This window comes from Amycolatopsis sp. NBC_01307, assembly GCF_035975215.1.
Taxonomy (GTDB): domain Bacteria; phylum Actinomycetota; class Actinomycetes; order Mycobacteriales; family Pseudonocardiaceae; genus Amycolatopsis.
Window position 1 is genome coordinate 4,552,815 of record NZ_CP108403.1, and the last position, 18,975, is coordinate 4,571,789.

The following is an 18,975-nucleotide window of genomic DNA, read 5'->3' on the forward strand; positions in this document are numbered from 1 at the left end:
GGCTCGGATACCTCGTGTTGCACGGCTCCGGGAAAGCTCGAGCTTCTTTCAAGGTTGCGGCGACCAGATCTCTTCGGCGTGAATGCTGGCCTCCGGCGTGAAGTAGTCACCGGTTTCGAGGTCCTCGATCAACGTCGCGTGTTTCGGCGTCCAGCCCAGCAGCGCCTGGGTGTGTTCGCTGGACACCGGCACGTCGAGGGAGAAGAACCGGGCCAGGAACGGGTTTCCCAGGTGCCCGGCCGCGTGCTCGAGGGTCAGCGACGCCGCGGGGACGTCGAGCTTCCGCGCGATCCGCTCGGCGACGCTCCTGATCGTGACAGCGCTTTCACCCGCGCCGTGCAGCACCGCGCCGGCCGGGGCCTTCTCCAGCGCCAGCCGGAACAGGACGGCCGCGTCGGCTCGGTGGATCGCCGGCCAGCGGTTGGCGCCTTCGCCGATGTAGGCCGAAAGGCCCGTCCTGCGCGCGGCGGCGATGAGCGCCGGGATGAACCCGTGGTCACCCGGCCCGTGCACGGTCGGGGCGAGGCGCACGACACTGGCTCGCACCCCTCGATCCGCGAAGGCCAGGCAAGCCTGCTCGCCCGCGATGCGGAAGGCCGCGACGGACGCCGGATCCGGCGGGTCCTGCTCGGTACTGACCCGGCCCGCCACCGTCACCAGCGTGCCCGACGTGCTGACGAACGGCTTGCCGGACCCCGCCAGCGGCCGGCCGAGCGCCTCGATCGCGGCGCGGTCGCGGCGGATCAGGTCGGCCGGATCGGCGAAGTCACCGCCGTAGCCCATGTGCAGGACGCCGTCGGCGTTCTCGGCGCCGCGACGCAGGCTGTCGAGGTCGTCCAGGTCGCCGCGATGCGGTGTGGCGCCCAGCGACGCCAGCCGGGCGGCGGCGCGATCCGAGCGGGCCAGGCCGAGCACGGCGTGACCGGCCGTGACCAGCTCGGCGACGACGGTGGGGCCGGTCTGACCGGTACCACCGGTGACGAAAACACGCATGGAACACTCCTCGTAATGCCACTCACTGGCACTTCTTAGCGCCAGTGAATGACTCTACGCGTAGCGCCAGCCACTGGCGCAACGTGACGCCAGTCACTGACACAACTGCGGTAGTCTCGGGAGGTGCCTCGTAGCGGAGCAGACGCGCGCCGCCGCCTTCAGCAGGCGGCTTTGGAGCTGTACCAGGAACGCGGGTTCGACGGGACCACGGCGGCGGAGATCGCCGCCAGGGCCGAAGTCAACGAGCGCACCTTCTTCCGGCACTTCCCGGACAAGCGCGAGGTGCTCTTCGACGGCGAGGCCGACCTGCGCGTGACGCTGATGCAAGCGATCGCCGACGCGCCCGGGAACCTCGAACCGTTCGACGCCCTGCTGTGCGCCTTCCGGAAATCCGCGCGGAACCTGGAGGCCAACCGCCCGTTCGCCGAACCGCGGTGGAAGATCATCGCGGTGACCCCGGCCCTCCGCGAGCGAGAGCTGGCCAAGCACGCGTGGCTCACAGAAGCCGTCGCGGAGGCGCTGCGGCAGCGTGGTGTCGGCGACGGGCCGGCCGACCTGGCCGCGCGAACCGGCTGGGCCGCCTACCAGCACGCGGTCCAGTCCTGGGTCGACGACCCCGCGCAGAGCCTGGACAAGTGCCTCTCCCAGGCCTTCGACGACCTACGCGCCCTGGCCGCGCCCACCCCACCGGCCCGGCCCGCCTGAAGCCACCCCCTTCGCTCCAGCCCCGGCCCAGCCGTTCAGGGACCTCGACCGACAGAGCCGACCGGTCCGACCGCAGCAGATCTCGGCGGACGGCGTCATCGGGTCAGGAGCCCGAGCACCAGCGCCAGCGGTGGCCACGCCTCCCGGCCGCGACGGATGCAGGCGAAGGCCCGCTGCCGCACCTCCGGCCCGGCCAGCGGGAGCAGTGCGACCCCCGGCCTCGCGGCGCGGGTCGCCGGCACCAGGCCGACGGCGGGCGCCGGGCCGGTCGCGATGAGGTCTTCGACGAGGTCCAGGTTGTCCGCCCGGTGCGTGACGTCCGGGGTGAACCGCGCGGTGGACGCCAGCCGGCGGATCACGTCTTCGTCGGCGAAGTTGCGTGAGTTGACGATCCAGCCGTGGTCGCGGAACGCCGTGAACACCGCGACCGTGCCGGTGCCGTGCACGCGGTGCGCGTCGGCCGCCGGGACGGCCAGGCTCCACCTCGTCGTCCACAGTGGACTCGCGGTGACCGCCGGGTCGGTGGCGGCCGGGGCGAGGTCGAAGTCGTAGGTGAGGGCGAGGTCGACGTCGTCGGCCAGCAGTGCGGCGACCGCCTCGTGCGGCTCGTACTCGCTGATCCGCAACCGCACCCGCGGGTGGTGCTCGGCGAGCGCGGCCGCCACCGGGAGCACCGACCGCCGGACGGCCGTGAGGAACCCGCCGACCCGCACGGTGCCGGCCGGTTCGGCCTGGGGGTCGAGGTCGGCGCGCGCGGCTTCGACCGCGGCGAGGATCGTCACCGCGTGCTCGGCCAGGCGCACCCCCGCCGGGGTGAGCCGCACGCGACGGCCGTCCGGCTCGAGCAGCGGCACGCCGGTTTCCCGCGCCAGCACGGCGATCTGCTGCGAAACCGTGGACGTCGTGGTGCCGAGCGTGTCCGCGACCGCGCGCATCGAGCCGCGGCGGGACAACTCGAAGAGGAACTGCAGCCTGCGGGTGTCCATCCCGCAATTGTCCATGATTCCCGAACGGTAAGTACGTGATCGACACGTGGACACGAACGGTGGCCGTGAGCTTTCCTGGGCGGGTGCTCTCCCCCACCCGTACCGGAGCGGTCCTCGCGGTCCTCGCCATGCTGTGCGTCCAGACCGGCCTGGCCCTGTACGTCGGCCTCCTCGGCAGCATCGGCCCGGAGGCGGCCGCCTGGCTGCGCCTGGCCTGGGCCGGCGTGCTGTTCCTGGTCGTGATCCGGCCCAGGCCCTCGCGGTTCCGGCGAAGCGCCTTCGTGGCCTGCTGCGCGCTCGGCGTGGTCACCGCGGGGATGACGATGCTGTTCATGCAGGCCGTGGCCCGGCTGCCCCTCGGCACGGCCAGCGCGCTGGAGTTCCTCGGCCCGCTCGCCGTCGCGGTCGCGCGCGGCGGTGGCGGCAGGAAGCCGTGGCCCGTGCTCGCCGCGCTCGGTGTGGTGCTGCTGACCGAACCGTGGCACGGCGGCGCCGACCTCCTCGGCGTCGGCTACGCGCTCGCGGCCGCGCTGTGCTGGGCGGCGTACATCCTGCTGACGCAGCGGGTCGGCGACGAGGTGACCGGCGTGCGCGGGCTCGCCGTGTCGATGCCGGTCGCCGCGATCGTGGCGACGCTCGTCTCCGGGCCCCGGGTGATCGAGCAGGTGACGTGGCCGTTGCTGGTCGCCGGGCTCGGGCTCGCGGTGCTGCTCCCGGTGATCCCGTTCAGCCTGGAGATGCTCGCCCTGCGGCGGCTGACCACCTCGGCGTTCGGCACGCTCATGAGCCTGGAACCGGCCATCGCCCTGGTGATCGGGCTCGTCGTGCTGCACCAGGTGCCCGACGCGAGTGCCGGAGCGGGAGTGCTGTTCGTCGTCGCGGCCGGCATCGGCGCCGAGCGGACCGGCGCGCGGGAGCCCGTCGGACAGCGGGTCTAGGACACACCGGGTCAGAGCCGCTTGGCCGCGCGGAACGCCTTCGCGTACGTCCCCGAGCCGTCGATCAGGGACACCCCGCCCGCGTCGCCGAAAGTCGGGCCGTTGGCGACCTTGCGGCTGGAGAGCACGCGGTGGTGGCCGTCGCTGTCGCGGCCCAGGTAGATGCCCGTGTGCGAGACCTGCGTGCCGAGCTGCGGCTCGAGGTTGAAGAACAGCAGGTCGCCCGGCTGCAGGGCGCTGAAGTCCGTCACCTGGCGCTTCTCGTCGCGGATGAGCGAGGTGCCCGGGCCCAGCTCGGACAGCGCCCACGCGCGCCGCGGCAGGCCCGGCCCCCGCACGTTCGTGCCGAGCAGCGGGTAGCCCGAGCGGTAGCCGTAGACCATCCGCACGAAGCCGGAGCAGTCCAGCGAGCGGGCGCGGGCCGGTTCGGCTTTCTCGTGGGTGCCGTCCGGGAAGTCCCAGCCGATGCCGAGGTAGTCGTAGAAGTCCGACTTCTCCAGCCGGCCTTCGGCGCTGTCCGGGCCGAAGCCGGCGTCCCCGGCGATCCGCAGCTTCTTCGCCACCAGATCGGCCGCGCCGTCGGTGTACTGCAACGCGACGGCCAGCACGTCCGGCCCGGTGTCGCCGACGGCCTTCGGCAGCCAGTCGGTGAACCACCGCTCCTGTTCCGCCCCGGCCCGCCATGCTTGCGGGGCGAGCCGGACCCAGGCGGTCGTCGTGATGCCGGCCGTGGTGAACTTCGGCTCGGTGAAGGTCCGCGACCGGCCGGTCAGCATGACCGTGCGGGAGCCGTCGGTGAAGGACGCGAGCTGCGCGCCCGCCACGTCGCGCACGATCGTGCGCGACGGGTGCTCTTGCCGCTCGTAGCGGTACCCGCCGGCGACCGCGGCGCCGGTCGGGGCGGCGGAGACGGCGGTGATCCCCCGCCCGTCCTGCGTCGCGACGTACACCGCGGCCGCGCCGGAGACGGCGATGACCGCGGCGAGGACACCGATCCGGACCGCCTTGCGCATGCTCACCTCACACCGTCGGGACCAGCCCGACCAGCACACCGCTGATCAGGATCGCGTAACTGGCCAGGCTGACCCCGCCGGTGGCGAGCATCGTGGCCACCGGCTTCTGCCGCACCAGCTGGTAGGCGACCAGGCCGGGCACGACGAACCCGAGGGTCTGGTGCACGAACAGCAGCGGGAAGTCGGCCTGCAGGAAGAGCAGCAACGTCGTCTGCAGCACGACGCCGAGCAGCACGACCGCGGCGAACAGCCGCTTGCCGTAGAGGATCACCACGCGCTGCAACGCTTTCGTCCCGCCGAAGGTCAGCGCCGTCATGAGCACGATGATCGCCGCGCGCCGGTAGTCCTCGACCATGGTCAGCGCGATCCAGCCGGGCGTGATCATGCCGCCGGGCGACAGGTTGGTCGTCAGGTAGCAGACCAGCGACAGCAGCAGGCCGATGGCGAGCCCGATGGTGGCGATCTCGGGGGCGAGGGACGTGGTGAGCATCAGGCGACCGGTTCCAGTTTCGCGAGTTCTTCGATGAGCAGTTCCCCTTGGCCGTGGATGTTGCCGATGGCGATCAGCGACGCGCTCCGCTCGACACCGGCCACGATCCCGCGCAGCAGCTCCCGCGGCGTGCGGGATCCCCCGAGGTCGACGACGCGGTCGTGCCACTCGGGCGGGATCGCGGCGCGGGCGCTGCGCGTCGGCTCGCCGATCAGCACCACGCGTTCCGGGGCGATCTTCGGGATGAGCGCGCCCATCTGGCCGTTGCGTTCGACGCGGTCGGGGCGGCAGTTGATGATCACGTGCAGCGGATCGTCGATCGCGCCCTGGCTGCGCAGCTGGGCGATGTTCATCAAGGTCGACTCGGGGTCGTTCGCGGCGAAGACGTTCGCGAAGCGCAGGTGGCGACGACCGGCGCGGTACTGGTGGACCTGCAGCACACCCGGGTCCGGCGGCGCGTCCCACATGCCCTGCAGGGCCAGCTGCCGGTTGACCTTCAGCAGGTCCGCGACGGCCAAGGCGATCGCGACGTTCTCCTTGAAGGTGATCCAGCTGAAGCCGCGCATCTCGGCGTCGGAGACGGTTTCGGGGTCGACGGCGATGAGTTCGCAGTCCCGCTTCGCGGCTTCCTCCTGGAGGATGTGCAGCCGGTCCTTCTCCGCGGTCAGGCAGATCCCGCCGACCGGCATCGACCGCGACAGCGACCGCGCGACGTCGTCGAGGGTCGGTCCCATCTCGGCGAGGTGGTCTTCGCGGACGTTGCACAGGACGCCGATGGTGGAGCGGATCAGCTTGCTCTGGTTGATCTCCTGCAGGTCCGGCATCACGGCCATGCACTCGATGACCAGCGCGTCCGGCCGGTAGGCGGCGGCGCGGCGCACGATGCCGATCTGCTCGACGACGTTGGCGATGCCGAACTTGCGGTAGACCGGCTCCTCGCTGCCGTCGGGGTGGATGAAGCGGGCCGCGGTGCCGGTGGTCTTCGCGGTCGTGACCAGGCCGCCACCGCGCAGCGCGCCGGCGCAGAGCCGGGTGATGGACGACTTGCCGCGGATGCCGTTGACCAGCACCCGGGTCGGGATGCTGTGCAGGTGCCGGTAGTGCTGCCGCTGCTCGGCGATCCCGGCGGCCAGCATCGCCGCCGATGCCAGTACCAGCACGGCGTAGAGGAACGTCACGTCAGACCCCGGCCCCGTCCAGCCAGCTCAGGTAGTCGCTCTTGGCCTGCTCCTCGGCACTGCGGGCGGGCAGCCGCGGCGGAGTCTGCGGCCGGGACCGCTCGCCGGGCTTCGGCTGCCCGGCGGGCCGCTTCGCCGAATTCCCTTGACCCGCAGGGGGTTCCGCTGGATTCCGCTGGGCGACAGGCCGCTTCGCCGGTTCGCCGCGGCCGGCCGGCCGCTCGGCCGGGTTCTTCGGCGTCGTCGTGGACCGGTGCGCGGGCTTCTGCGCCGCGCGGCCCGCTCCGGCCGGTTCCCGGCGCTCGCCGTCGCGGTCCGCCGGCGCCCGCCGCGCGGCGGGACGGTCGCGTGGTGCCTCGGGCTCCGGGTCGTCCTCGACGCGCTGGAGCAGCTCCGTCTCGTCGGTCGCCGCGCCCACCGGGCGGCGGACCTCGCCCAGGCGGTCGCGGCCGTCCGTCAAGGCCTGCCGGCAGATCTCGACGCACGAGGCGATCGTGCCGATCTCGTCCTGGCGCTGCGGGTAGACGACGGCGCCGGTGACGCCGCCGGCGATCCGCTCGGCCTCCTCGCCGATCCGGCGCAACGGGCGCAGGACGAGCAGGAAGTGCCAGGCGAACAGGATCAGCGCCACGACGGCGGTGAGCAGCGCGGCGACCCGGGCGCCCGAGCGGACGGTGTTGTCCGCGACGCCCAGCGACTCGATCGGCTGCTCGGCGACGACCACCCACTTCAGCGTGGCCGCCTGGCCCTTGTCCGCCAGCCGCTGCGCCGCGACGAGCGCCGCCGGAGTCGTCTCGCGGGCCTCCTTGCCCGCTTGGGCCGCGTCGACGTTCTCGATCAGCGCCGGGTCGGTGAGCGTGCTGAACGCGAGGTAGCCCTCGGTGTCGGCGATGGTGCGCTTGCCCTCGTCGACGACCCGGACGCGCCCGCCCGCGGTGCCGAGCAGCTCGGCCATCCGCGGCACGTCGTACTCGCCGACCAGGACGTTCTTCGAGCCCGGCAGCGGCGTGAAGGCGTAGACGACCGGGACGCGCCCGCTGGTGTTGCCCTGGCGCAGGCCCTCGCCGTCGGGCAGCTTCCCGGGGTCGCGCAGCGATTCCCGCCCGGCCTGCTGCACCGCCGCGCCCTGGGCGTCGGCGACGTAGACGCTGCGGAACCGGCTTCCGTCGCCGGTGAGCTGGTCGAGCATGCCGCGCAGCTGGTCCGGCTGCTTGCCCTGGCCGAGCCGCGCGACGGACTGCAGATCGGCCAGGCCTTCGGCGAGGCTGCGGCGCAGCGTGTCGGCCGAGCGCGTGACGCGGAGACCGTGCTCGCTGAGCATCGTCGGCGAGACCTGGGCGGACTGGCGCCCGAGGGTGGCGGCGACCGCGCCCGACCAGCCGAGCAGCGCCAGGGTGACCAGCGCCAGGACGAGCTGGGCCGACAGGAACGCGCGGACCTTCGCGGCGGGCTTGCGGCGGCGCAGCTTCGCGCGGAACCGCTCGACGGCGCCGGTCACCCGGTTCACCTCGCGGATGCGCGACTGCCGGACCGGTTCGTCGAGCACGCCGGCCGCGACGGCGAGCGCGTCGGTGCGCAGCCGGCGGATCGGCGCGACGATCGTCCGCCGCAGCAGCACGAAACCCAGCACGGCCAGCGCGAACAACGCGGCCGCGGGGATCAGGCCGGGCCAGCGGGCCGGCACCGCCTCCACGGGGACCCGGCTGAACGAGACGACCGACAGGCCGAGGCTGCCGCCGATCCCGGACGGCGTGACCGGCGCGTACGAGACGACCGGCGCGACCCGCGGCCCCGGCTTGGCCGGGTCGGCCGCGGCGTCGCCGGTGAGGACACCGGTCTGCGCGGCGGCGGCCGCGGTCGCGGCGCGGGCGAACAGGTCCTGAGCGGCGCGGTCGGTCGCGGGCACGTCGGTGCCGCGGGTGTAGAGGGCGGCGCCGTCGGCGGTGACCAGCCGGATCTGCTGCTGGGTCGCTTCGTTCAGCTCGCCGCGGATGCCGCGCAACGCCGTCGAGACGACCAGGAGCTTCCCGGCACGGGCGCCGGTCAGCGGGAACGCGGTCAGCACCAGCGGTGTGTCGCCCACGCGGGCGACCGGGCGGACGGTGAGGTTCGCCACGGCGACACCGCTCAGGTTCTGCACCGGCACGGGTTCGCCGCGGGTGGCGACGACTTTCTGCGCGACCGGGTCGTAGACGGCGATGCCGCGCCAGTCCCCGTACGTCTCGCCGAGGCGGGTGAGCAGCGCGGTGTCGTCCGCGGTGTCGAACACCCCGGAGCCGTTGGCTACCTGCAGGTCACCGGCGGCGCTCGTCACCGACGTCGCGATGCCCTGCGCGAGACCGGCGGTGGTGCGCTGCTGACCGGCGGCGACCTCGTCGGAAACGCGCCCGGAACTGTCGGTCGCGCGGATCAGGGAAAGCGGCCCGGCGGTCGAGAGGTAAAGCGCGGTGAAAGCGGTGATGAGCAGCAGAAGAACGAAAGTGGTCGCGGACGCGACACCGGCTCCGCGCGGGAAACCCGCTTCCGGAATCTGCTCGCGCAACCGCGCTGCTGGCACGTCGGACTGTTTCGGCCGGTTCAACCGCTCCCCCAAGGCCCTTTCGGATACGCGACCCCGGCGGGTCGCCGGCCACTGGGGCCGGTAGCGGAACGTCAACCCGTTCGGGTTACGTGAAGGTATCAACGAAGCAGTCGGTCACGTTACAACTCCGCCCATCGGGTGACAAACGGTAGGTAAGTCGGGCCACAAAGTGGGATCAGTACACTCCGGGTGATGATCAGGCGACCGCGGATGTGGCTCAGCGTGATGGGCACGGCCTTTGCGCTGGCCTTGGTCTTGACGGTGGTGCTGATTCTCGGTGACGACGAGTCATCACCACCCGGATCACCCCCGCCCGAGCCGGCTCTCGATTCCCTGGTAACGAAGTTCACGTCCGGTCTGTCGGCGGACCAGGAGTACCGCTCACCGAAAACCGACGAACGTCGTACGGCCGCGAGCGGTTTCGCCGCGCTCGTCGACCGCCGGGGTACCGCCGATTTCGAAAAGCTGGGATTTTCCGTCCGGAACGGTGTCGATCCGGCCACCGGGCGGCCGTACACGATCGCGACGAACGAGCCCGGCACCGAACGAGCCTGGGGGATGTACGTGATCGACCGGTCCGCGCCGCCGTCGCTGGTGGTCGAGGTGCCGCACCCGTCGTTCGACCTCCGGACCGAACTGTTCGGCGTCGACCTGTTCCACCGGGTGCCCGGCGCGGTGCTGCTGATCGCGGGCGCGCACCGGAAGGCGGACGACGGCAAGGCCGACGTCGCCCACGAAGAAGACTCCGTGTTCCACGTCGTCGCGACGACGCTGGCCGCGCGCGGCCTCACCCAGGTCCAGCTGCACGGCTTTCACGACCAGAACCAGCCCGGCACCGACATCGTGCTCTCCTCGGGCGCGACACCGGCAGGTGACGCGGCCCGCCGCGCGGCCGACCGCCTGACCGCGGCCGGGTTCGCCGTCTGCCGTGGCTGGGAGGACCGCTGCAAGGGCCTGGAGGGGACGACGAACGTCCAGGGCAAAGCGGCCGCCGCGGACGGCACGGCGTTCCTGCACGTCGAGATGAGCCGCACGGTCCGCGAGTCACCCGAGCGCCGAGCGGACGTCGTCCGGGCCCTGACGGAAGCCGACCTCAGCCGCCCCTGACCGACGGTTCGGGATGCGACCGAGCGCCGACGTGTAGGGCGTTATACGGCAGGTGGCGCCGGCCTGGGGATTTATCCGGCGCCACCTACCAGGTGCGTGCCCCGAGATCCGCTCGGAACAAAACAGACATACCCACCAGCTCGACGATCTACACCACCGGTTGCGCGGGGACTGCAGTCACTGGCGTGGACCGGCTCCGGCGGCACCTCCCGCACCATCCCACCTCACCCTCACGGGTGGCTGCACAGGCGAGTGCGGTGACGTAGGGTGCCTTCACCATGATCGAATGACCACATCCCCAGCAGACTCCGAGCGCGGTGAGCCCTTATGCAGCAAGCCATTCTCATCGGCCCGGACACCATCAACCGCGCGGCGGTCGCCGCGCTGCTCGCCCGGGCCTACGACTTCGACCCGCACCGGGTGTTCGACTTCGAGCAGATCGATCTTGCTCGCGCCGCACTCGCCGACCAGGACTCTCTCGTCTTCGTCCTCTACCCCGCGGAAGACGATCTCCAGCACCGTTGCCGGCAGGAGGAGTCCAGGGCTTCCGATGCGACCGAACACAACAACCTGATCTTCCTCGTGACGTCCTTGTCCAGTCACGACGCCCAGAGGATCCTCTCCCACAAACCACGGGGCGTCGTCTACCTGCACGAAGGCGTCGCTCATCTACACGACGTCATCTACACCGTCGAAGACGGCCGCCGAGCCGTCAGCAACAGCCTGACCCTGTCCGCCTGGGCGGCCAGAGAGAGTCCGCTGACCCCGCGGGAACGCGAGGTGCTGACCGCCGCCGCGGCCGGAAGCCCGCCCAAGGAGGTCGCCACCGCACTCGGGCTGGCGACCGGGACCGTCCGCAACCACCTGGCCGCGATCCAGAGCAAGCTGCGCACCCGTTCCCTTGTGGACAGCATCCGCGTGGCCCAGGATTCGGGCTGGATCACCTGACCCGCTCACGACGCCGCGATCTTCGCGGCTGGGGTCGACCCGGTTGACCCGGCCCACCACCACCGCCGACACCAGGGCGGCCAACGTCACGACTACCAGCAAAACCACCAAGGACCAGCGGTATTCGGTCGTCATCAGGTCTCACCCCCGGGACACCCGGAGTCTACGCCGTTCGCAATCGCCACCACTTTCGTTCAGGTCCGCATCACCCTTCGATGTCCAACCGCGCGATCCGGGAGTCCAGGATGCGGTGGCCGGTGGCCGAATCGGCCGTCAGCCCATGGCGGTGAACGCCGACAGCCGGTCGTGGGTGCGCGTGCGCGTGTGCGTCCATTAGTCCAGCCAGAACGTCTCGAGATCTTCCTTGCCGTGCAACCGGTTCGTGCCATCCGGCCGGTCGACGTCGTCGCTCACGGCAGGCTCAGCAGCAGGTCGCCGACCGCGGCGGGCCGGGACAGGAACGGGTGATGCCCCGCGTCGAGTTCGACGACGCGACCGGCTTTGCGGGCGAACTCCCGTTGCGACCGGGCCGGCGTACCCGCGTCCTGGGCGCACACGAGATACGTCGTCGGCACGTCCCGCCAGGCGGCCGCCCCGACCGCTTCGCCGGTGACCCGCACGCTTTGCCGGGTCAGGTGGTTCGCCGCTTCGGCCTGGACGTCGGCGTCGCAGTCCTGCAGGAACGTGTTCACCAGCAGTTCGGGGCGAACCCCGAACGTGCCCGCGTCGGGGTCGACGTCGAGGAACGGCGCGGGGGCGCCGTCACCGAAGTCCGCGAGACTCTGCCCGATTTCGGGCAGGTAGCTGGAGATCAGCACCAGGTGACGCACCGAAGCCACGCCCGCGGCCGCCTCGGCCGTCACGATCCCGCCGTAGCTGTGGGCGACGACGACGGTCGGTTCGTCGCTGTCCCGCAGCACCTGACGCACCGCGTCGACGTCCTCGGCCAACCCCGGACCACCATGACCGCCGGGCGCACCGGTCTCCCCACAGCTAGGCAGCGCCGGGGTCACACTCGGCACGCCTCGCCCCCGCAGGAGCCCGGACATGCGGTGCCACCACCACGATCCGTCCCGGACGCACGCCCCGTGCACGAACACAACCCTCATCACTACCTCCACGTCGCTGCGGAACACCGACGTTAGACGTAGCGGTTATTACGTGAAAAAGTAGCCGCGTGGGAAGACGACCGGAGCCCGAGATCAAGCAGCGGCTGCTCGACGCGTGCACCGACCACGCGCTCGAACACGGCCTGCCCGACCGGCTCGACCCGCTGGTTCGCGCCACCGGCACGTCGGCGCGCATGCTGATCTACCACTTCGGCACGCGCGACGCCCTCCTGAGCGCAATCCTCGATACTGCGCGGCAACGCCAACTCACCACATTCGGCGACTTGCTGCGCGTACGCCCCGACCGGCCCTACACCGTCACCCTCGCGCAAGCCTGGGCGTTCATGACCGGCCCCGAGGGCCGGCCGTACCTGCGAATGTTCGGACTGTGGCGGGAAAGCGCGGCGCAGAAGCACCGGCCCGACTTCCGCCGAGCGGCGACAACGGACTGGCTCGGCCCGCTCGAAGAAGGCCTGCGCAGCATGGACCGGCCGGAACTGGCCACCCTGGTCCTGGCCGTAATCCGCGGCCTCCTCATGGATCTCGACGCAACCGAGGACCACGACCGCGCGAATGAGGCGTTCACACACTTCCTCAGCACGCTGGATGCTCGCAAGTGATCCCGCCGGTCGGCGGGTGCCACTCGGACGCAGGGTTCGAGGTACGCCTCAGCGGGGGTTCGTCTGCCAGGCCGTGATCCGGGTACTGATCTTGATGATCAGCACCGCGGCCACGACCAGGGCCACCGCCGCGACGGTGTCGCTGTAGCGCGTGATCGTCGCATCCCCGGTTAGGCGGGCGCCGCTCGTGGACAGCACCTGGTTCGTGAGGTAGGCGGCCCACCACCAGGTGACCAGCTCGGCGCCCGGCGTCCGGTACAGCTGCCACGTTCCGCGCGGCCGCTGGGGGTTGACGGCGTTCCAGACGTCTTGGACGACCATCTGCGGGAACCAGAAGCTGACGATCGGCACGATCCAGCCGAGCACGGCCCACATGGGCGAGTGCCGGTGCCGGGCAGGTTCGATCACCTCGGCGTTGGTGCGGGCGAGCCACAGCCACCGCATTTCACCGGCGGTGTGCTCAGCGCAGGGTGGCGAAACTCGCCCGGACCTCGGCGACGAAGAGGTCCGGCTGTTCCAGCGCCAGGAAGTGCCCGCCCTGGTCGAGTTCGGCGAAGTGGACGAGATCGGTGTAGCAGCGTTCGATCCAGCGCCGGGACTTCCGGACGTGTTCGTGCGGCGCCATCGTGAAGCCCGTCGGGATCGTGATCGGGGCGGGCGGACCTGACGCGGTCGCGCGGGCGCGGGCCATCTCCCAGTACGTCTTGGCGGCGGACGACCCGGCGTTGGGGAGCCAGTAGAGCATGATGTCGTCGAGCAGTTCGTCGTGCGTGAACGACGCTTCCGCGTCACCCGGGGTGCCGCACGTGTCCTGGAACATCGCGTAGATCCACGCGGCCTGCCCGGCCGGCGAGTCGGCCAGGGAGTAGCCGATGGTCTGCGGCCGGGTGGACTGTTCCTTGGCGTAGCCGGACAACGTCTCCCAGAAGTAGTCGGCGCTGTCGAGCATGGCTTGTTCGTGCGGGGTGGCTTCGGCCCGCTCCTGCGGCGTCGGGAAGAACATGGCGAAGTTCAGGTGCAGGCCGACGCAACCCGGCGGCGCTTTCCGGCCGATCTCGTCGGTGACGCCGGCGCCGAGGTCCCCGCCCTGGGCGCCCCAGCGGTCGTAGCCGAGCCGGTCCATCAGCGTGATCCAGGCGCCGGCGGTGCGCGCGAGCGTCCAGCCCGGTTCGGTGGTCTTGCCGGAGAAACCGAAGCCCGGCATCGTCGGGACGACGAGGTGGAACGCCGTGCGGGGATCCCCGCCGTGGGCCGCCGGGTCGGTGAGCGGGCCGATCACCTTGCGGAACTCCAGCACCGACCCGGGCCAGCCGTGGGTCATGATCAGCGGGAGCGCGTCCGGCTCGGGCGAGCGGACGTGCAGGAAGTGGATGTCGACGCCGTCGATTTCCGTGTGGAACTGGCCGAAGCCGTTGAGCAGGTCCTCGCACCGGCCCCAGTCGTAACCGCCGCTCCAGTGCTCGCACAAGGCCCGGATCTTGGCCAGCCGCGGGCCCTGGCTCGTGTCGGACACGGTTTCGGGCTCCGGCCAGCGGGTCAGGCGCAGGCGTTCGCGCAGGTCGGCGAGCTGTGATTCGGGAACGTCGAGGGTGAAGGGGTTGATCCGCATCGCCGTACTGTACGATACTGTATCGTACAGAAGTCAAGGAGAATCGATGACGTCCGAAGCCGAGACACCCTCGCCTCGGCGAGGCAAAGCCCGTGAAGACGCGATCCTGGCCGCCGCGGTCGACCTCATCGGCGAGATCGGCTACGACCGGCTCAGCATGGACGCCGTCGCCGCCCGCGCGAAGGCGTCCAAGATGACCATCTACCGCAGATGGCCCGGAAAAGCGGAACTGGTCGCGGAAGCACTGCGACGGCACGCCGAAGGCGAGACCCTGCACATCGCCGACACGGGCACCCTGCGCGGTGACCTGGTCGTCGCGGTCGAGGGCATGGCGCGCGCGCTCACCGGCGAGCACGGCCCATCACTGCTGGGACTCCTGGGTGCGGTGCGCGAGGATCCCGCGCTGCGCGGCCTCATCCGCGCCCAGATCGCCGGCACGAGCGACGCGGTCGCGACGGCCATCGCCCACCGGGCCGCCGCCCGCGGCGAGCCGGTGACGGCGGCGAACCCGGCCGCGGTGCTCGGCCTGGCCGTCGCTCAGCTGTTCCTGTCCACTTTGCTCGACGGCACTCCCCCGGACGCCGAAGCCCAGCACCGGCTCGTCGACGACGTCGTCCTGCCCTTGCTCACACTCGCTGCGCCACCAACGGCTCCGCACCTCGGATCGCCTGACGGCGGTCTCGGCTGATCGGCACCATCGCCGCGGCAGGCCCAGCGGTCGACGACCCCGCTGGGCCCGTTCGCCGGGTTCAGCGGCTGGTGCGCGCGTTTTCCTGGAAGGTGACCTCATCGGGGTTGGAACTGGGCTGTCCGGTGCCGGTGACGAGGAGGTCGCGGAGGCTGGCGCCGGCGTAGAGGTTCCACGCGCCGGAGCAGGCGTCGTAGCACTCGTCCGTGGGGCGCAGGCCTTCGTGGGTGAAGCGGACCGTGGTGCCGACGTCGGTCGACGAGATCGCGAAACGGATCCGGGTGCCGGTCCATTCGTCCTGGTCGGCGACGAACTGGACCTTGCCGTCGACGACCTCCCAGACGACGAGTTCGCCGGGGATCAGGTCGGTGACCCGGAGCCGGGAGTAGTGGACGCCGGGGACCTCGAAGGAGAATTCGTCGCCGACCTGCCGGGTGTCACCGGCGATGTCGGTCATCCACCAGGCGCGCGGGTCGCTGATCGCGTCGGTGACCTCGGCGGCGGTGCTGGGGACGGTGAAGGTGGTGGTGTAGCTGTCGTTCACGGCTGTCTCCTCGGTGGTCGGTGCGGGTCCCGGAGGACCCTGTTGTTCCACCGACGAACGGCGAGAGCCGGCTTTGCCACCTGCCGCGAGAAATCTTCGATCAGTTTTCCGGCGCCAGTTCGTCGAGCCGTTTGGCCAGGTAGCGGCGCTCTGCATCGGAGGGAGCCAGCGCCAGTGCCTGCTCGTAGGACGCGCGGGCCTCGGCATCGCGGCCGGCACGGCGGAGCAGGTCCGCGCGGGTCGCCGGCAGCAGGTGGTAGCCGTCCAGGCTGCCGGCCGCCGCCAGCGCGTCCACCAGCGCCAGGCCCGTCGTGATGCCGTCCGCCATGGCCACCGCCACCGCGCGGTTGAGTTCCACCACCGGCGACGCCGTCAGCTCGCTCAGGTCCGCGTACAGGCCGGCGATCCGCGCCCAGTCGGTCGCCGCCGCGCTGGGAGCCGTCGCGTGGCAGGCCGCGATCGCCGCCTGCAGCTGGTACGGGCCGGGCCGGCGCAGCGCCCGTGCCCCGGCCAGGACCCGGACGCCCTCGTCGATCAGCGCGCCGTCCCACCGCGACCGGTCCTGGTGCTCGAGGGTGACGAGCTCGCCGTCACGCAGCCGGGTGGCGCGCCTCGACTCGTGCAGCAGCATCAACGCGAGCAGGCCGCGTGGTTCGGCTTCCGCGGGCATCAACGTCGTCAGGACCCGGGCCAGCCGGATGGCCTCGACGGTCAGCGCCCGCTGGTCCGCCTCGCCGTAGCCCTCGTTGAAGATCAGGTACAACACGGCCAGCACCGCCGCCAGGCGCTCCGGCAGCAGCTCCGCCGGCGGTACCCGGTACGGGATGCCGGCGTCCTGGATCTTGCGCTTCGCCCGGCTCAGCCGCTGGCCCGTGGTGGTTTCGGCGGACAGCAGGGCCCGGGCGATCTCGGCGGTCGTGAGGCCGGCGAGCGTGCGCAGTGTCAGCGCCACCCGCGCGGGCAGCGGCAGTGCGGGGTGGCAGCAGGTGAAGATCAGCCGCAGCCGCTCGTCCGGGATGTCGTCGGCGTCGGCGTCGGCGTCGTGAACGGGCTGCCGCACGGCCAGGTCCCGGAGCTTGGTGGCCCCGACCGCGTCACGGCGGATCCGGTCGGTCGCCCGGTTGCGGGCCGCGATGGTCAGCCACGCCCCCGGGTTGCGCGGGACGCCGTCGCGCGCCCACGTCGTGAGCGCTGACGCGAACGCCTCCTGCGCGCTGTCCTCGGCCAGGTCCCAGTCGCCGGTGAAGCCGATCAACGTCGCGACGACCTGGCCCCACTCCTCCCGGTAGGCCGCCTCGACGGCCGCGCGGACCTCCGGTGACGGCGCGCTCATTCCCAGACGGGGCGGACCTCGACGCAGCCCCGGTGCGCGTACGGATGACCGGCGGCGATCGCCACCGCCTCGTCCAGGTTCGCGCAGTCGACGATGACGACGCCGCCGACGAAGTCCTTCGTCTCCGCGAACGGACCGTCCGAGATCAGGGTCTCGCCCTGCCGGACCCGGACGGTGGTCGCGCTCTCCACCGGGCGCAGGCGCGCCATGCCGCTGACCCGGCCGCGGCGGTCGAGGTCGGCCAGCCACGCCGTGTGGACGGGATCGGCCGCGAGCTGCTCGTTCGTCGGCGCGTCGACCTCGTCGTCGCAGATCAGCAAGACGTACTTCATGGCGCCATTCAAGCGCAGCCGATCCGCTCGCGCAGCGGTATCCGAAGCTCCGCTCCCGGTGGTGGATCCGCCATACTGGGTACCGAGAATCATCAGGGAGGGCGACGGTGACCGAAGCCGAAGGCGCGGACTGGGTTCCGGCGGGAGTCGACCGGGCCACGCCCAGCGTCGCGCGGATCTACGACTACCTGCTCGGCGGGGCCCACAACCTGGCCGCCGACCGTGCCGTGGCGCAGCGGCTCACGGACATCCAGCCGGAGGTCGCTCTCGTCGCCCGGCGCAACCGGGCCTTCCTCCGCCGGGCGGTGCGGTTCATGCTCGACGCGGGCATCCGCCAGTTCCTCGACCTCGGCTCCGGCATTCCGACGACCGGGAACGTCCACGAAGTGGCCCAAGCGGTCGACCCGGCCGCCCGGGTCGTCTACGTCGACTACGAGTCCGTCGCCGTCGCCCACAGCCGGTTGCTGCTCGCGGACAACCCCCACGCGGCCACAGTCCAGGCCGACATCACGCGCCCCGCCGACGTGCTGAACTCCGGGCCCGTCCGGACCCTGCTCGATCTGACGCAACCGGTCGGGCTGCTCGCGGTCGCCGTCGGGCACTACCTGCCACCGGAAGCCGACGTCCCCCGGGTGTTCGCCACCTACCGCGACGCGCTCGCCCCCGGCAGCCAGTTCGCGCTGACCCACCTGACCAACGACTTCGCCGTGCTGGCCGATCCCCGGGTCGCCGAGACGATGCGGTCCACACAGGACCACATCTTCCCCCGGCCGCGCGCGGAGGTACTGGCGTTGTTCCAGGGCTTCGAGCTGGTCGAGCCGGGGCTGACCACCAGCGGGAACTGGAATCCCGAGCGGCTGACCGCGGCCGTGCTCCCCCAGGACGACGGACTGTACGCCGGCCTGGGCGTCCGCCACCGGGACGCACGATTCGAGTCACCGGCTCACTGAACGAGGGCTCGTTCGTCAGTCCACCCGGATCGAGACCTCCGTACCTCCCTTGTACGGCACCCGGACCGAGACGAAGCCGTGGGCCGGGTCCCGCAACCAGGACACGTAGCCGGCGTAGTCGCCGCGCATCGCGCCGACGTTGTCGGTGATCACCACCGCTCCCGTGCGCAGCCGTGGCGCGACGAGGCGCAGCACGTCGAGCGCCGCGTCGGGAAAGCCGTCGTTGAGCATGAGGTCGACCGGGCCGTCGAGATCGCGCAAGGTCTCCAGGGCGTTGCCGGTGCGGATGTCGACGTAGTCCGCCAGACCGGCTTCCCGCACGTGGGCGCGGGCCCGTTCGGCCTTCTCCGGCACCATCTCGGTGCCGATCACCGTGCCGCCGCCGTTGTCCCGCACGGCCGCCGCCAGCCAGATCGTCGACACGCCGAACGACGTCCCGAACTCGACGACGCGGCGAGCGCGCACGGCGCGGGCCTGGGCGTAGCAGTAGGCGGCCTGCTTCCGCCCGAGCGCGAGGAACGCATCGTCGAAGCGCTCGGCCGCCGCGGGCGGGCGACGCCGCGGCCGGCCGAGCACGAGCGCGGGAAGATCACCGGCGAGCCGCAGGAGGTTCCGCGGCAGCTGCCGGTCATTCGCCGAGTGCAGGCGCCGAAGCACCCCGGCGGCCCGGGTGTCAAGCAGGGCAAGAGGATCACGGCTGGTCATGTGATCATTGTGGGCGATTCCCCGCGCGTCCGAAACTCGCTTTCGCCGGCCTTTGCGGGAAGGAACCGTGTTCCGGGCAGCACGGCTTCGAGCTGCGGGATCAGCCCAGCTGGAAGCACCCATGAACGCGAGCTCGCCTCGGCTGC

20 protein-coding genes are annotated in these 18,975 nt (G+C 71.6%); 7 read left to right on the plus strand and 13 right to left on the minus strand.

Going from position 1 to position 18,975, the window contains the following annotated elements:
* Positions 1-48: 48 nt before the first annotated feature.
* Complete coding sequence (locus OG439_RS19290; RefSeq protein ID WP_326950745.1) at positions 49-993, minus strand: SDR family oxidoreductase; 945 nt, start codon at positions 991-993, stop codon at positions 49-51.
* A 123-nt stretch (positions 994-1,116) separates the two neighbouring features.
* Here OG439_RS19290 and OG439_RS19295 point away from each other — a divergent pair, with 123 nt between their 5' ends.
* Positions 1,117-1,698 carry a TetR/AcrR family transcriptional regulator gene (locus OG439_RS19295; protein ID WP_326950746.1) on the plus strand — a complete coding sequence of 194 codons (582 nt, stop codon included), beginning with the start codon at positions 1,117-1,119 and terminating at the stop codon, positions 1,696-1,698.
* A 95-nt stretch (positions 1,699-1,793) separates the two neighbouring features.
* Here OG439_RS19295 and OG439_RS19300 read toward each other — a convergent pair whose 3' ends face one another.
* Positions 1,794-2,684 carry a LysR family transcriptional regulator gene (locus OG439_RS19300; RefSeq protein ID WP_326950747.1) on the minus strand — a complete coding sequence of 297 codons (891 nt, stop codon included), beginning with the start codon at positions 2,682-2,684 and terminating at the stop codon, positions 1,794-1,796.
* A gap of 83 nt (positions 2,685-2,767) precedes the next feature.
* On the opposite strand from OG439_RS19300, the gene OG439_RS19305 reads away from it, so the two are divergent.
* Positions 2,768-3,622, plus strand: coding sequence for an EamA family transporter (locus OG439_RS19305; protein WP_326950748.1), 855 nt, complete (start codon positions 2,768-2,770; stop codon positions 3,620-3,622).
* 11 nt (positions 3,623-3,633) lie between these two features.
* Here OG439_RS19305 and OG439_RS19310 read toward each other — a convergent pair whose 3' ends face one another.
* From OG439_RS19310 to OG439_RS19325, 4 genes are read right to left on the minus strand one after another with little or no spacing between them, the layout of a single operon-like run.
* Positions 3,634-4,635, minus strand: a complete 1,002-nt coding sequence (locus OG439_RS19310) for an NlpC/P60 family protein (protein WP_326951572.1) — start codon at positions 4,633-4,635, stop codon at positions 3,634-3,636.
* A gap of 7 nt (positions 4,636-4,642) precedes the next feature.
* Complete coding sequence (locus tag OG439_RS19315) at positions 4,643-5,125, minus strand: poly-gamma-glutamate biosynthesis protein PgsC/CapC (protein WP_326950749.1); 483 nt, start codon at positions 5,123-5,125, stop codon at positions 4,643-4,645.
* A complete protein-coding gene (gene pgsB / locus OG439_RS19320; protein WP_326950750.1) occupies positions 5,125-6,303 on the minus strand; it encodes a poly-gamma-glutamate synthase PgsB in 1,179 nt (392 codons plus the stop codon). Before pgsB ends, OG439_RS19315 begins: the two co-directional genes overlap by 1 nt.
* Before the next feature lies 1 nt (position 6,304).
* Positions 6,305-8,845, minus strand: coding sequence for a HAMP domain-containing protein (locus OG439_RS19325; RefSeq protein WP_326950751.1), 2,541 nt, complete (start codon positions 8,843-8,845; stop codon positions 6,305-6,307).
* Positions 8,846-9,076: 231 nt separating this feature from the next.
* Here OG439_RS19325 and OG439_RS19330 point away from each other — a divergent pair, with 231 nt between their 5' ends.
* Both OG439_RS19330 and OG439_RS19335 read left to right on the plus strand, forming a co-directional pair.
* On the plus strand, positions 9,077-9,991 hold the full coding sequence (locus OG439_RS19330; RefSeq protein ID WP_326950752.1) for a hypothetical protein: 915 nt from the start codon (positions 9,077-9,079) through the stop codon (positions 9,989-9,991).
* Between the two features lie 327 nt (positions 9,992-10,318).
* Positions 10,319-10,939: a helix-turn-helix transcriptional regulator gene (locus OG439_RS19335; protein WP_326950753.1), complete on the plus strand. Its 621-nt coding sequence runs from the start codon at positions 10,319-10,321 to the stop codon at positions 10,937-10,939.
* Between the two features lie 410 nt (positions 10,940-11,349).
* Here the strand turns inward: OG439_RS19335 and OG439_RS19340 are convergent, their stop codons facing one another.
* Positions 11,350-12,048 carry an alpha/beta fold hydrolase gene (locus OG439_RS19340; RefSeq protein ID WP_326950754.1) on the minus strand — a complete coding sequence of 233 codons (699 nt, stop codon included), beginning with the start codon at positions 12,046-12,048 and terminating at the stop codon, positions 11,350-11,352.
* Positions 12,049-12,116: 68 nt separating this feature from the next.
* On the opposite strand from OG439_RS19340, the gene OG439_RS19345 reads away from it, so the two are divergent.
* Positions 12,117-12,668: a TetR/AcrR family transcriptional regulator gene (locus tag OG439_RS19345; protein ID WP_326950755.1), complete on the plus strand. Its 552-nt coding sequence runs from the start codon at positions 12,117-12,119 to the stop codon at positions 12,666-12,668.
* Positions 12,669-12,716: 48 nt separating this feature from the next.
* Here the strand turns inward: OG439_RS19345 and OG439_RS19350 are convergent, their stop codons facing one another.
* The gene (locus tag OG439_RS19350) at positions 12,717-13,112 is read right to left on the minus strand and encodes a DUF4328 domain-containing protein (RefSeq protein WP_326950756.1); all 396 of its coding nucleotides are present in this window, start codon (positions 13,110-13,112) and stop codon (positions 12,717-12,719) included.
* A 16-nt stretch (positions 13,113-13,128) separates the two neighbouring features.
* Positions 13,129-14,277, minus strand: coding sequence for an epoxide hydrolase family protein (locus OG439_RS19355; RefSeq protein WP_326950757.1), 1,149 nt, complete (start codon positions 14,275-14,277; stop codon positions 13,129-13,131).
* A 46-nt stretch (positions 14,278-14,323) separates the two neighbouring features.
* On the opposite strand from OG439_RS19355, the gene OG439_RS19360 reads away from it, so the two are divergent.
* A complete protein-coding gene (locus OG439_RS19360; protein ID WP_326950758.1) occupies positions 14,324-14,965 on the plus strand; it encodes a TetR/AcrR family transcriptional regulator in 642 nt (213 codons plus the stop codon).
* A 61-nt stretch (positions 14,966-15,026) separates the two neighbouring features.
* On the opposite strand, the gene OG439_RS19365 is transcribed toward OG439_RS19360, so the two are convergent.
* From OG439_RS19365 to OG439_RS19375, 3 genes are all read right to left on the minus strand, one after another.
* Positions 15,027-15,509 (minus strand): SRPBCC family protein, encoded by a 483-nt coding sequence (locus OG439_RS19365; protein WP_326950759.1) that lies wholly within the window; start codon positions 15,507-15,509, stop codon positions 15,027-15,029.
* Between the two features lie 100 nt (positions 15,510-15,609).
* Positions 15,610-16,842, minus strand: a complete 1,233-nt coding sequence (locus tag OG439_RS19370; RefSeq protein WP_326950760.1) for an RNA polymerase sigma factor — start codon at positions 16,840-16,842, stop codon at positions 15,610-15,612.
* Positions 16,839-17,174 (minus strand): YciI family protein, encoded by a 336-nt coding sequence (locus OG439_RS19375; protein WP_326950761.1) that lies wholly within the window; start codon positions 17,172-17,174, stop codon positions 16,839-16,841. The genes OG439_RS19370 and OG439_RS19375 overlap by 4 nt, the downstream gene beginning before the upstream one ends.
* Positions 17,175-17,281: 107 nt before the next feature.
* Here OG439_RS19375 and OG439_RS19380 point away from each other — a divergent pair, with 107 nt between their 5' ends.
* On the plus strand, positions 17,282-18,124 hold the full coding sequence (locus OG439_RS19380; protein WP_326950762.1) for an SAM-dependent methyltransferase: 843 nt from the start codon (positions 17,282-17,284) through the stop codon (positions 18,122-18,124).
* Between the two features lie 15 nt (positions 18,125-18,139).
* Here OG439_RS19380 and OG439_RS19385 read toward each other — a convergent pair whose 3' ends face one another.
* Positions 18,140-18,829, minus strand: a complete 690-nt coding sequence (locus tag OG439_RS19385; RefSeq protein WP_326950763.1) for an O-methyltransferase — start codon at positions 18,827-18,829, stop codon at positions 18,140-18,142.
* Between the last annotated feature and the right edge of the window lie 146 nt (positions 18,830-18,975).

Excerpts from the sequence above, each read along its gene's own strand:
- OG439_RS19290 (WP_326950745.1), bottom strand. The coding sequence starts at position 993 with ATGCGTGTTTTCGTCACCGGTGGTACCGGTCAGACCGGCCCCACCGTC.
- OG439_RS19300 (WP_326950747.1), bottom strand. The coding sequence starts at position 2,684 with ATGGACACCCGCAGGCTGCAGTTCCTCTTCGAGTTGTCCCGCCGCGGC.
- OG439_RS19310 (WP_326951572.1), bottom strand. The coding sequence starts at position 4,635 with ATGCGCAAGGCGGTCCGGATCGGTGTCCTCGCCGCGGTCATCGCCGTC.
- OG439_RS19315 (WP_326950749.1), bottom strand. The coding sequence starts at position 5,125 with ATGCTCACCACGTCCCTCGCCCCCGAGATCGCCACCATCGGGCTCGCC.
- OG439_RS19330 (WP_326950752.1), top strand. The coding sequence starts at position 9,077 with ATGATCAGGCGACCGCGGATGTGGCTCAGCGTGATGGGCACGGCCTTT.
- OG439_RS19335 (WP_326950753.1), top strand. The coding sequence starts at position 10,319 with ATGCAGCAAGCCATTCTCATCGGCCCGGACACCATCAACCGCGCGGCG.
- OG439_RS19340 (WP_326950754.1), bottom strand. The coding sequence starts at position 12,048 with ATGAGGGTTGTGTTCGTGCACGGGGCGTGCGTCCGGGACGGATCGTGG.
- OG439_RS19350 (WP_326950756.1), bottom strand. The coding sequence starts at position 13,112 with ATGCGGTGGCTGTGGCTCGCCCGCACCAACGCCGAGGTGATCGAACCT.
- OG439_RS19355 (WP_326950757.1), bottom strand. The coding sequence starts at position 14,277 with ATGCGGATCAACCCCTTCACCCTCGACGTTCCCGAATCACAGCTCGCC.
- OG439_RS19360 (WP_326950758.1), top strand. The coding sequence starts at position 14,324 with ATGACGTCCGAAGCCGAGACACCCTCGCCTCGGCGAGGCAAAGCCCGT.
- OG439_RS19370 (WP_326950760.1), bottom strand. The coding sequence starts at position 16,842 with ATGAGCGCGCCGTCACCGGAGGTCCGCGCGGCCGTCGAGGCGGCCTAC.
- OG439_RS19375 (WP_326950761.1), bottom strand. The coding sequence starts at position 17,174 with ATGAAGTACGTCTTGCTGATCTGCGACGACGAGGTCGACGCGCCGACG.
- OG439_RS19385 (WP_326950763.1), bottom strand. The coding sequence starts at position 18,829 with ATGACCAGCCGTGATCCTCTTGCCCTGCTTGACACCCGGGCCGCCGGG.